The 11,630-nt window shown below is 72.9% G+C and carries 12 protein-coding genes; 2 read left to right on the top strand and 10 right to left on the bottom strand.

From position 1 onward, the window contains the following. The 3 genes from hypD to QZ607_RS24900 form a co-directional block, all read right to left on the bottom strand. On the bottom strand, positions 1 to 725 hold a 725-nt coding region (hypD, locus tag QZ607_RS24910; RefSeq protein ID WP_295888701.1), incomplete at its 3' end, for a hydrogenase formation protein HypD. Between the two features lie 41 nt (positions 726 to 766). Beyond that, on the bottom strand, positions 767 to 1,036 hold the full coding sequence (locus QZ607_RS24905) for a HypC/HybG/HupF family hydrogenase formation chaperone (RefSeq protein ID WP_295888699.1): 270 nt from the start codon (positions 1,034 to 1,036) through the stop codon (positions 767 to 769). A 60-nt stretch (positions 1,037 to 1,096) separates the two neighbouring features. Then, positions 1,097 to 2,443: a hypothetical protein gene (locus QZ607_RS24900; RefSeq protein WP_295888698.1), complete on the bottom strand. Its 1,347-nt coding sequence runs from the start codon at positions 2,441 to 2,443 to the stop codon at positions 1,097 to 1,099. Positions 2,444 to 2,568: 125 nt separating this feature from the next. Between QZ607_RS24900 and QZ607_RS24895 the strand changes: the two genes are divergently transcribed. Then, entirely contained in the window at positions 2,569 to 3,156 is a 588-nt protein-coding gene (locus QZ607_RS24895; RefSeq protein WP_295888696.1) for a methyltransferase, read from the top strand. Positions 3,157 to 3,193: 37 nt separating this feature from the next. Here QZ607_RS24895 and QZ607_RS24890 read toward each other — a convergent pair whose 3' ends face one another. Genes QZ607_RS24890 through QZ607_RS24880 form a run of 3 tightly spaced genes read right to left on the bottom strand, consistent with a single transcriptional unit; the run spans position 3,194 to position 5,137 of the window. Next, positions 3,194 to 3,541: a Rieske (2Fe-2S) protein gene (locus QZ607_RS24890; RefSeq protein WP_295888694.1), complete on the bottom strand. Its 348-nt coding sequence runs from the start codon at positions 3,539 to 3,541 to the stop codon at positions 3,194 to 3,196. Next, positions 3,538 to 4,506 carry a PfkB family carbohydrate kinase gene (locus tag QZ607_RS24885; RefSeq protein WP_295888692.1) on the bottom strand — a complete coding sequence of 323 codons (969 nt, stop codon included), beginning with the start codon at positions 4,504 to 4,506 and terminating at the stop codon, positions 3,538 to 3,540. The genes QZ607_RS24890 and QZ607_RS24885 overlap by 4 nt, the downstream gene beginning before the upstream one ends. Beyond that, positions 4,496 to 5,137, bottom strand: a complete 642-nt coding sequence (locus QZ607_RS24880) for a hypothetical protein (protein ID WP_295888680.1) — start codon at positions 5,135 to 5,137, stop codon at positions 4,496 to 4,498. The genes QZ607_RS24885 and QZ607_RS24880 overlap by 11 nt, the downstream gene beginning before the upstream one ends. 181 nt (positions 5,138 to 5,318) lie before the next feature. On the opposite strand from QZ607_RS24880, the gene QZ607_RS24875 reads away from it, so the two are divergent. Beyond that, positions 5,319 to 6,872, top strand: a complete 1,554-nt coding sequence (locus tag QZ607_RS24875; RefSeq protein ID WP_295888678.1) for a gamma-glutamyltransferase — start codon at positions 5,319 to 5,321, stop codon at positions 6,870 to 6,872. 35 nt (positions 6,873 to 6,907) lie between these two features. On the opposite strand, the gene QZ607_RS24870 is transcribed toward QZ607_RS24875, so the two are convergent. The 4 genes from QZ607_RS24870 to QZ607_RS24855 all read right to left on the bottom strand — a co-directional run. Beyond that, positions 6,908 to 9,403 carry a PAS domain S-box protein gene (locus QZ607_RS24870; protein ID WP_295888676.1) on the bottom strand — a complete coding sequence of 832 codons (2,496 nt, stop codon included), beginning with the start codon at positions 9,401 to 9,403 and terminating at the stop codon, positions 6,908 to 6,910. Between the two features lie 339 nt (positions 9,404 to 9,742). Beyond that, the gene (locus tag QZ607_RS24865) at positions 9,743 to 10,480 is read right to left on the bottom strand and encodes a TIGR02206 family membrane protein (protein WP_295888673.1); all 738 of its coding nucleotides are present in this window, start codon (positions 10,478 to 10,480) and stop codon (positions 9,743 to 9,745) included. Between the two features lie 278 nt (positions 10,481 to 10,758). Next, complete coding sequence (locus QZ607_RS24860; protein ID WP_295888671.1) at positions 10,759 to 11,295, bottom strand: TIGR02281 family clan AA aspartic protease; 537 nt, start codon at positions 11,293 to 11,295, stop codon at positions 10,759 to 10,761. A 117-nt stretch (positions 11,296 to 11,412) separates the two neighbouring features. Then, positions 11,413 to 11,630: ABC transporter substrate-binding protein (locus tag QZ607_RS24855; protein ID WP_295888668.1), on the bottom strand; the 218-nt coding region annotated here is incomplete at its 5' end.

The following is an 11,630-nucleotide window of genomic DNA, read 5'->3' as shown; positions in this document are numbered from 1 at the left end:
ATCTGGCGCACCAGCATCAGGGTGCTCTGCATCACGTCCAGCGGCTCGAAGCCGGCGATGACCACGGGCTTGCCGAACTCGGCCGGCACGAATTCGTACGGCCGGCTGCCGATGATGGTGCTCACGTGCGAGGGGCCGAGGATGCCGTCCAGCTGCACGCCGTCCGGGCCGGCGGACGCCAGGATGGTTTTGAGCGCCGGCGGCGTCAGCACGTGGTTGCAGAAGACAGAAAAATTGCCCAGCCCCTCGGCGCGGGCGACCTTGAGCGCCACGGCCGTCGGCGGCGTCGTGGTCTCGAAGCCGATGGCGAAGAGCACCACCTGCCGCTCCGGCTGCCGGCGGGCGATGGCCAGCGCGTCCTGGGTGGAGTAGATCATACGGATGTCCGCCCCGCCGGCCTTGGCCTTGAGCAGGCTCTGCCGCTCGCTGGCGGGCACGCGCATCAGGTCGCCATAGGTGCACAGGGTCACGCCATGCTCCGCGGCCATGGCGATGGCCTGGTCGATGCGGGCCATGGGCAGCACGCACACCGGGCAGCCCGGGCCGTGCACGAACTTGAGGTTCTCCGGCATCAGGTCCTGCACGCCGTAGCGGTAGATGGCGTGGGTGTGGCCACCGCAGAACTCCATCAGCCGGTAGGTGCGGGCCGGGTCGGCCTCGGCGGCGATGGTGCGGGCGAGCTTCCGCGCGAGGGCGCCGTCGCGGAACTCGTCGATGTATTTCATGGCGCCGGTGCTCATCGCGGCGGTGTGCGGCGTTGGGGCGTTCATTGCGGCGCCTCCCCGGGGGTCAGGTCGTGGTCGAATTCCGCCGGGTCCAGCTCACCGGCGGACTGGATGAGCGCCAGGGTACGCGCCGCCTCCTCCGGGCTTACCTTGTTGAGCGCATAGCCCACGTGCACCAGCACATAGTCGCCCACGGCGGCGTCGTCCACCAGCGCGAGGGATATGGGCTTGCGGACGCCGCCCAGGGAGACGACGGCCTGATCGGTGCCCTCCTCAAGCTCGAGGATCTGGGCGGGTATGGCGAGGCACATGGGCTGCTCCGGATTCGGTTGTGTGGGGTCGGCACTGCGCCGGGCACACCGCTCGGGGTGTCAGCATACCGACAACTCATAATCGACACAGGGGTCCACCGCAGTGACGAAGAGCCGCGCGCGCGCTTCGAGCTCGGCACGGGCCGGCGCGGCGCCGCCGCGCAGGGTCGAGCCCGAGCCCTGCATCGGCGGCGCGATGTCGGCGGCGGCAATGCCGCCGAGACCTGCGGCGACGACACCCGCGGGGTGGAAGTTCCATTCCGTGGGGGCCAGGATGCGATAGTCCAGCACCCGCGCGGCGCCCGGCACCGCAGCGGGTGCCAAACCCACCCGATGCACCAGCAGACCCCGGGCCGCGGGGGCCGCGCCCAATCCCACCCGCACATCGGTGCCGGCGCCCTGCCCCTGCGGTGCGACGCACCCGACGCCCGCAGGCGCGCGGGCGTCCTCCGACCAGGGCGCCGCCAGCAGCGCGGCGTCACGCGCCAGCTCCACCAGCAGCGCCGCGAGCCGCGGCAGCAGCCCGTTGCCGTGGGCCGCGGCCAGCTCCGCCACCAGGCCGCGGCGTGCCAGCTCCCGGGCGAAGGGCGTGGTCTCCACGGGCAGGCCGGCCAGCTCCGGGGCTGCGATGAAGGCATCTGCATCCGCGGCGGCCAGCGGCGGCGCGAGCTGCGCCAGCAGCCCGCCGGCGTCGCCCACCGCCGGCAGTGTGCCGATGGCACTGCGGCCCAGATCGGCGAGCCCGGCCTCCGTCACCGCCCGTACCAGGGCCGCGGCGGGTGTCGGTGCCGCGACGGCCCACTCGTGCAGATCGGCCGCGGAGCCGGTGGCCGCGAGCCATTCCGCCGGAGCCGCCCCGAACACCTGCTCCGCTGCGGTCCCGGTGAGGGTCGCACAGGCGGACGCGACGGGGCCGGGCGCCGGCTCGACGCCGTCGGCACCGGGCAGGAAGGGATCGCCCGCGGTGCCCAGCAGGGCGCGCAGCTGCAGAAAGGCACGCATGGCCGCGGCGATGGCCGCCTCGCCCGGTGCCGGCTGCGCCGCCGGCGGCTCCCACTGTGGGACGGATTCGAGCCCGGCAAGGGCCTGGGGCCAGTCGAGCAGGAGCCGCCACAGGTGCTCTTTGGCGGTCTCCGCGCGCAGCAGCAGCGTCCGCGCCCATTGCGCGGACGGCGCAGGTGCCAGCCCCAGAGCCGCCTCGCAGGCGCGGGCGCCGGCCAGGGCCTGCGCGGTGCCGCAGATGCTGAACAGCAGCGGCAGCTGCCCGGCCACCGCCGCGAGCGGCTTGCGCGCGAACACCCGCGCCGCCGTCAGCGGGCGGCTGGAGGCGATGCGCACGGGCGGCGCAGCGTCGGAGCCAGGGTCGGGCTGGATGCGGATGTCGAGCTGGCCGGCGAGGTCGGACACGGGCAGGGCTGGCGTCGGCTTGCGTGCGATAGGCGGTAGGGTGACAACCTGGGAGTGTAGATGACCCGCCCCGGGGACATGGCCATGTAAACTGCGCGCTTTCACCCGCCGCCGCATCCATCGACATGCTGTCGCAGACCGAGCTCGACGCCCTGCGCGCCCCCATCCGCTTCGAGGCCGAGCCGGCGGGCCGGCGGCTGCGCTTCGAGTCCACCTGGGGCCTGTTCTCGCCGCGGGAGATCGACGCCGGCACCGCGCTGCTGCTGCGCCATCTGCAGGTGGCGCCGGATGCCGACTGCCTGGACCTCGGCTGCGGCTACGGCGTCATCGGCTGCACCCTCGCGGCGCTTGCCCCGCAGGGGCAGACGCTGATGGTGGACAAGGACTTCGTGGCCGTGGACTTCGCCCGGCGCAACGCGGCGCTGAACGGCCTCGACAACGCCGCGGCCCAGCTCAGCAACGGCTTTGCGGACATCGACCCGGCGCGGCGCTTCGACCTCGTCGCCAGCAACATCCCCGCCAAGGTGGGCAAGGAGCTGCTGACCATCCTGCTGCACGACGCCCGCGCCCGGCTCAACCCCGGTGGGCAGGTCTACGTGGTCACGGTGAACGGCCTGCGGGAGTTCATGAAGCGCCACCTGCGCGAGGTCTTCGGCAACTACGACAAACTCAAGCAGGGATCGCATTACACCGTGGCGCTGGCGCTGCGCTGAGCGACTGCCGCCCCGGGGGCCAGCGGGCGCCAGGGCCTCAGTCGATCTCCGGCAGCTCGTCCGGATCCAGCAGCACGCGCCCGTCCTGGATTCGGATCGCCACGGGCGTCAGCCCCTGCCCGGCGCAGGGGCCGTGCACGCACTCGCCAGAGTCGGGCAGGAACAGCGCGCCGTGCATCGCGCACTGGATGAGCTCGCCTTCCGCGTCCAGGTAGGTATCCGGCGACCAGGCCAGGGGCGCCCCGATGTGCGGGCACTTGTCCACATAGGCGCGGACCAGGCCGCCGCGGCGCACGAGGAAGCCGTCAACGCCGTCCACGGCGAAGGCCCGCGAGCCCGGGTCCGGCAGGTCCGCAACGGCGCCGAGGTCCTGCAGCCGGCTCATGCGCCGCCCCTATGCGCAATCACGCCGGCCTCCCGCGCCGCCGCAGCCAGGCCGTCCAGGCCGTCCCGAGCGCACTTGAATCCCGCCAGCCGATTGGCCCGCATGAGCAGTGCGGCAAGCCCGGCATCGGTCACCGCGGCGTCCAGGCCCATGTCCAGCAGACCGTCGATGACCGCGGCGTTGAAGACATCCCCGGCGGCGAGACTGTCGCGCAGCAGCGCCGGCGGGTGGGCTGGCGCGAGCACCGGATCGGCGCCGCCGGAGGCGAGTCCGTAGGCACCTGCGGCACCCCAGGGCAGCAGACAGAGCCGGGCGTCGGTGCGGGCCGCGAGCCGCCCGAGCCAGGCCGTCGGATCGGGCTCCGGGGTGGCGGACAGGGCCTCCACGTAGGCCCGGGCGAAAATCACCAGGTCGGCACCGGTGAACAGGGCCTCGATGCCGTCCCGGGGCTTCTCGATCTCCACCGAGATGGGCAGGTCCGGGCGCTCCCGGCGCACGCGGGCGATCATCTGTGCGGTTGCCGCCGGGCTGCGGCCCTCGAAGTGCACCCAGGACCAGCCCGCCAGCGGCACCCGGGCGAAGTGCTCGGCGGAAAGCTCCGGCAGGTCCCGGTGATGGACGATGGTGCGGCTGCCGGTGGCGCGGCTGAGCGCGATGTAGGACGTCGGCGTCGCACCGCCCGGCAGGCGCAGCGCGTGGCGGGCATCGATGCCGCGGCCGGCGAAGTCCGCAGCGATGAAGTCCGCCCCGGAATCGCCCGCCAGCACGCCGACCCAGGCACAGCGGTGGCCGAGCTGCGCCAGCACATCCAGGGTGTTGGCGCAGTTGCCGCCGCGCACGCACCGCTGCCCCTCGGCCCGCACCTCGGCATCCTCGGGCGGGTACGCGACGACGCGGTTGATGATGTCGAGCGTGGCAATGCCGACGCCCAGCACGCCGCCGGGGCTGCCGACGTCAGCCGCCATGGCGCCACGGCAAGCCCGCCACACGGGCACCGACGGCGCCCGCCTGGTCACCCAGCGCGGCGACCTCGGGTGCCGCCGGCCAGTGGCCGGTCCACCACAGGCCGACGGCCAGCGCGCAGGCGAGCAGGCCGCCCACCAGCACGCCGACGACGAAGGTCACTGCATCGACGCGCTCCGCCGGCATGGGCGCCGGCGGCTCAGGCACCTGGGCCGTCGCGGGCTGCTGCACCGACGCCTGCTGGAGAGGGGTCGGCGGGCTCGCGGCCCGCCGGGCGGCCAGGTCCGCCTGGCGGCGGGCGTCGGCGAGCGCCTGGTCGCGCTGGCCCAGCTCGCGGCGCACGGCGTCCGTCTGGCGGTAGCTGTCCTCAAGCTGGTCCTCCAGGCTGCGCACCTGCTCGGTGAGCTCCTTCACCACCCGGTCGCGCTCGCGCAAGGCGCCGCGCAGGGCTTCGATCTCCTGCTGCGCGGCGATGTTCTGGGTCACGGTACGCGCATCACGCCGCTCCGGCAGCGCGTTCTGGGCGAGCCTGAGGCGGCGCTCGAAGCGCTCGCGCTCGGTCTCGGCCTCGGCGCGCACGCGCTCCAGCTCTGCCTCGAGTGCGGCGATACGCGCCGCCGGATCTTGCGCCATGGATACCTGTGCCTCCATCGCCGGACACCGCCAGCCGAGGCCGACTGCGGCGTCACCACGGCCATCGCAGGCCGGTTAACATGCTCGTGAACGCCGGCGCCGCGGCCAAAGCCCGGCACCCGCTCCGCAACACTATATCGGCTCCGTGCCGCACAGAGCCACGGCAAACCGCATTCGAGCCATGCCCCGCGCCATCGTCGCCGCCGGTCATCCGGACACCGCAGCCGCCGCAGCGGCCGTGCTCGCGACGGGCGGCAACGCCTTCGACGGGGTCGTGGCCGCCTTCGCGGCCGCCTGCATCGCCGAGCCCGTGCTGGCATCCCTGGGAGGCGGGGGCTTCCTGCACGCCCGCCCGGCGGGCGCGGCCCCGCTGGTGCTGGATTTCTTCGCCCAGACCCCGCAGCGCAAGGCGCCGGCGGCGGACCTGCACTTCCACCCCGTGCAGGCCGACTTCGGCGACGCGACCCAGGAGTTCCACATCGGCCGCGCCGCCATGGCCACGCCCGGGGCGGTGGCCGGCCTGTTCGCCATCCACGCCGACCTGTGCCGCCTGCCGCTGGCGGATCTGCTGGCGCCGGCCCGGCAGCTCGCACACCGCGGCGTGGCAATGAACGCTGTGCAGCGCGGCATCGCCCGCATCGTCGCGCCGATCCTGCGCGCGGACCCGGCCACCTTCGCGCTGTTTGCGTCGCCCGCGCAGCCGGACCGGCTCGCCGCGTTGGGCGAGCGCGTGCCCTGGCCGGACTTCGCCACCGCGCTGGACGCGCTCGTGGCGGCGGGGCCGGCGCTGCTGCATGGCGGGCCCTGGGCGGAGCGGCTGGCGGCGGACTGTGCGGCCGGCGGCGGTCATCTGGGCATTGCGGACCTGGCGGACTACCGGGTGGCGGAGCGCAGGCCGCTCACGCTGGACTATCGCGACGCCCGGCTGCACCTGAATCCGCCGCCCGCCGTGGGCGGCCCCCTGCTGGCGCTGACACTGGAGCTGCTCGCGGCAGCACCGCTGGCGGACAGCGGCTTCGGCCGCCCGCGGCACCGCCTGGCGCTGGCAGCCGCCATGGCGGCCACCAGCGAGGTGCGCGCCGCACTGGCGCCGGGCGAGCCGCCGGACGCGGCCCACCAGGCGGCCGGAAGGCAGGGCTTCGCGGCGCGGCTCGCGGCGCTGGGTGTGACAGGTCCGCTCTGCCGCCGCGGCACGACCCAGATCAGCATCGCCGACCGCGACGGCAATCTCGCGAGCCTGACCCTGTCCAACGGCGAGGGCACGGCCTATGTGCTGCCCGGCACGGGCATCATCATGAACAACATGTTGGGGGAGGCGGACCTCGCCGGCGGCGGCTTCCACCAATGGCCTGAAGACAGCCGGGTCGGCTCCATGATGTCCCCGACGCTGGTGGACCACGGCGACGGCGGCTGGACCGTCACGGGCTCCAGCGGCTCGAACCGCATCCGCAGCGCCATCCTGCAGGTGTTGGTGAACCGCATCGACCTGCACCTGCCGCTGGCGGAGTCCGTGGCGGCACCCCGCCTGCACCTGGAGGGCGACGTGCTGAGCCTGGAGCCGCCGGTGGCGGCGGACACCCGCGCCGCCCTCGCCGCCCACTGGCCGCGGTTGCAGGTGTGGCGGGGCCAGAACGTCTTCTTCGGCGGCGCGCACAGCGTGTCCATCGACGCCGACGGCGGGCTCCACGGCGCCGGCGATGCCCGCCGCGGCGGTGTCGTGCGCCTGGTGGCCTGAGCTCCCCGCAGCTCCGGGCGGTCGCGCGCCGCGGCTTAGGCGGGGGTGGCGGCGCGGATGGCCGCCAGCAGCTCCTCGCAGGGCCCGCCCTTGGTCAGATAGGCGGCGGCGCCGGCCGCGCGCATGGCGTCGGCGACGGCGCTGTCCACGTGCATGGACAGGCCGATGACGCGCACGCCAGGCTCCGCGGCGAGCACGCGACGCGTGGCCTCGACGCCGTCCATGCCATCGCCCAGGTTCACGTCCATGATGACCACATCCGGGTGCAGCGCCGCCGCCATGGCCACCGCCTGCTCGCCGTCGGCGGCCTCGCCCACCACATCGATGTCGTCTTCTGACTGAAACAGGCCGGCGAGCCCCTGGCGCATGATCTGGTGGTCGTCCACCACCAGCACCCGGCGCCTGTCGGCCGGGTCCGGCGCCGCCGCCGTCGATTGCCGGACGGCCTCAGCCAGACCCGCCACAGCCGGCGTCTGGGTCAGCGGCACATTGAGGGTGACCTGGGTACCCCGGCCGGGCTCGCTCAGGATGCCCAGACGCCCGCCGAGATGGGCCAGGCGCTCCTTGATGCTGAACAGGCCGAAATGGGTCTCGTCGTCGCCGCGCCGGCTCACCACCTCCTGCTCGAAGCCGCGGCCCTCGTCGCTCACGGTGAGCGACAGCTCCCCCGGGCGCGGGCGCAGCAACATCAGGTCCGCGGCGTTCACGCCCGCGTGCTTGACCACGTTCAGCAGCAGCTCGCGGGCGCACTCGAACAGCAGGAAGCGCATCTCCTCGCTCTGCGGCTCGGTGCCGGTCTCCGCATGCAGCCGCACGGTGAAATCGTGCTGCTCCTGCATCCGTCCGGCGAGCCAATCCAGGGCGCCGATGAGACCTGTCTCGCGCAGCACCGGCGGACTCAGCTCCACGGTGAGCGAGCGCGACACCTCGAGCGCTTCGGCCAGGACATCCTGCACGGCGCGGGCCGCGTCGCGCTGGCGCTCCGTGGCAGCGTCCCGCAACAGCGTCGCGGAGCGCATCTGCGCGGCGACGATGAGCTGCTGGATGTGATCATGCAGGATCTTGGCCAGGCGCTGGCGCTCGTGCTGCTCCACCCGGCTCAGCTGACTCGCGAGACCGCGCAGCTGGCCCGCCTGCCGGCTCACCTCGGCGACCCGGGCCTCCAGCGCCCGGTTCAGCTCCACCAGCGCCGCCTCCCCGGCCTTGCGCTGGGTGATGTCGTCGAATACGACGACCGCAGCGCCGATCTCGCCCCGGCAGTCCAGCACGGGAGCAGTGCTCACCAGCACCGGCAGAGCGACGCCGTCCGGGCGCTTCAGGATCATCTCGCGCTGATGCACCACCTCGCCGGAGGCGAAGGACTGCTCCACCGGCCATTCCTCGATGGGGCAGGGGCTGCCGTCCGGGTGCATCACCTGCAGCTGATGGGCATGCGCGGCCAGGTCCCGGCCGCCGAAGCTCGTGCCGGCGAGCTCCACGGCACGCCGGTTCTGGTAGGTGCAGCGCCGGGTCGCCGCATCGATCAGCACCACCGCCAGCGGCGTTGCCTCCAGCACCGCCTCCAGGCGCTTGCGCTCCAGCTCCGCCTGCGCCTCCTTACGCGCGGCGATGTCCAGGTGCATGCCCACCCACTTGCGGATGCGGCCATCCGGTGCGCGCAGAGGCGCCGCCCGGACATTGCTCCAACGCCAGGCACCCGCCGCGGTGCGCAGGCGCACCTCGGCGTCCAGGGGCTGCCCCGATGCCACGGCATCCCGCCAGCACCGCTGCGCACAGGCACGGTCGTCGGGGTGCACCGCGTCGGCCCAGCGGTTGGCGAGCCAGGCATCCAGGGACTGGCCCGTGTAGGCCCGCCAGCTCGGTGAATCCGTCACCACCCTGCCCGCCGCATCGGTCTCCCAGACGGCCTGCGTGGCCGTTTCGGTCAAGACGCGCAGGCGCTCTTCACTCGCCGTCGGCGTCGCATAAATGCGGTTCAGCTCTGCGAGCGCATGCCCCTGGATCAGATCTTGCCTGTCCGCCTGCTTGACCGATGTGACATCGCGCGCGATGAAGACGACGGTGGCGACACTGCCGTCCGGTGCCGGCTCGGGCACCACGCGCTTGTGGAAATGCATGGGGCCGTCCGGGGCTTGGTACACGAATTCCAGCTCGTTGGGCTGCCCCGTCGCGAAGACCTCCTCGTACTGCCGGCGCCACAGCCGGCAGAGCGCCGCTGGATGGCCGAGCTCTTCGTCGGTGCGCCCCAGGTAGTCCTCACGCGAGCGCCCGGTGATGTCTGTAACAACGCGGTTGATGAAGACATAGCGCCGGCGCCGGTCCACCCGTCCGACCACGTCCGGCAGGTGGTCTGCGAGGGCGAGCAGGGACTGCGCCGCAGCCGACGCATCGGTTTCGGCGACGCCGCTGTCCACGGGCGCGACCGCCGGGCCGGCCCCTTGGCCGAGCATCCCCGGCTGCTGCGCGGACGCAGCAGGCTCGCGCTGGTGCGCAGAAGCATCCGGCTCGCGCTTGTGCTGCTCGATGGTCATGGTTGCAGTGGTGGCTTTGGACTCTGGGCGCTGCTCGCGGTCCGCCCGCCGGGGGCATGGTGGCCCGCGGTGGCAGGCGGCCTTGGGGGTCGGCGCTGGCCGACACAGCAGCTGTCATTGTTTTGACACATGCTAGCGCGGCGGGTGCTTTGGACACCGCCGCCATCTGCACACGAGCGGTCGAGCGTCGGCGAATCGGCGCCGACCGGTGGCTCGGCGGCGGTCGTCTCCGCACAGTCATTATGCCGGGGCGGGGGATACACCTCAGAGCGCAGCGCGCGGCGAGGGTCGGATCGACAGCTGCCGGTGCGGCCGGGTTGGGATCAGGATCCGGGCAGCTCAGGACCAACCGCGCCCGCGCGAGCGCCTGTCCACGGCAGGCCGCGCAGCGCGCAGCAGATCCGCCGCGAAGAAGGGCGCATAGAGCACCAGGAACGAGGCCAGGGCCACCGCCACCAGGCCGAGCCAGTACCAAGGCCAGGGGCCGAGCCAGTCCAGCAGCGAGGCGCCCGCGGGCTTGGCCATCAGGTACAGGAAGTTGGTCCCCAGCGCCAGGTTGATCAGGAGAACCACCGCGGCGAGGGCGAGGGTGATGAGCGCGACCCGAACGATGGAGGCGGGATAGGGCCGCAGACCCAGCGCCAAGACCCCGTGGGCGACGCCGATGACCACCAGCCCGTGGCCGGCGAAGAAAAAGAGAAAGGCCGGGTCCGGGAAGCCCTGGCGCAGGTCCGGTGTCGCCAGCGCCTGGGTGGTACCGCCCAGTGCCCAGAAGTAGGCCACCTCGAAGACCCGCGGGCTGCGCGTCACCAGCATCCAGGCCGTCACGAGCAGCGCGAGCGTGCACAGGTGCAGCGGCAACAGCTGCACGGACGGACCGAAGCGCCACAGCTGCATCGCCACGTCCACCGCCTCCTGCGCGAGCAGCAGTGCCGCCAGTACGACGGCCACCGGCCGCAGCGCTGCGGGGGCGTAACGGCGCAGCGCCAGCGGCAGCAGTATCGCCACCGCCGCGATGAGCGCCAAGGTGATGAGGTGCGCTGAGCCGAACAGGACGAAGGGCGGACTCGTGAACATGGCGGTGCTCGGAGGCTGCTGAACCGCTCAGCGGGCGCCGTGTCCGTGGCGCGGGCAATCGCAGGGACCCGGGCGACGCTGCGAAACACCTGAGGTGGGGCCTGCGTTTGCCACCGGCGCACTGCAGTCCGCCAGCCCCAGGGTGCCGACTGAAGTCAGCGTACCCGGGGGCGACCCGATGCCTGCCGCCGTCATGCATTCGGAAAACGCGGTACGCAACATGGTAAGAGGGCGAGAAAGGCCCGGGCGTCGCAGGCTCGTGCACCGGTCCGGGCGGCTCAGCCCGGCGCCCTGAGCGTCAGGGTGTTGCCGCGCTGGATGAGCTCGAAGCGCTTCAGATAGTTCATGCCCAGCAGCACCTCGTCCCCCGGCATGTTGGGCATGACCACGGCGCGCACGTCATGGGCGGTGAGACCGGCCACGTCCACGCTGTCGAGCCGGGTGCTCCAGGTCCGCACCAAGCCGTTGGCGGTTTTGCTCATGCCGCCCGGCAGCAGAGCAAGCTCCAGGCGCCGGGCGAGCGTCAGCGGCAGGGCCACCGCGGTGGCACCCGTGTCCAGCAGGAAGGTCACCGGCTCGCCGTTGATGGTGCCGCCGGTCACATAGTGGCCCATGCGGTTGCGCTGGAGCACCACGGTGGGCACGCCGGCGGCGTCCAGGCGCAGCGTCGGGTCCGGATTGGGGTTGTGCTGGCGCTCCAGGTGGCTCTGGAACAGCAGCACCAGGAGCGCGAGGCCCACCACCCAGGCGGCGATGAGCATCGCCTTGCCGAGGCGCGAGGGCATGTCGCGAGTGGACGGAAAGTCGTTGGCCATGGGCGCTAGATGGGGACGGCGGTCGCGCCTGTTGAGGGGCACCCGCTGCGGGGCGCCGGCGCTCCAGCGCACAGGCCGATCGCGGGACGCCGGCGGCTGCGCCCGGGTCCACCGCGCTCAATCCCGTGGCGCCGCCTCCATCAGCCGCTCGAACGCAGCGCGGTAGAAGGCGAGCATGGAGCGGCCTTCCGCCACCACGTCGTAGACGCGCCAGTCGCTGTCACCGGCCTTGAGCCGGAAGACGAGACGTGTCGGATAGCCAGCCCTGAAGCATGACCGAGCCTCCCCAGCAACGGCGCCGTCGGGCGGGGCGTTGAGGAATGTTGTTGTCGCAA

This window comes from uncultured Thiohalocapsa sp. (genome assembly GCF_913063425.1).
GTDB lineage: Bacteria > Pseudomonadota > Gammaproteobacteria > Chromatiales > Chromatiaceae > Thiohalocapsa.
The sequence above is the reverse complement of the archived record's forward strand: the minus strand, read 5'-3'. Positions and strand labels throughout refer to the sequence as shown.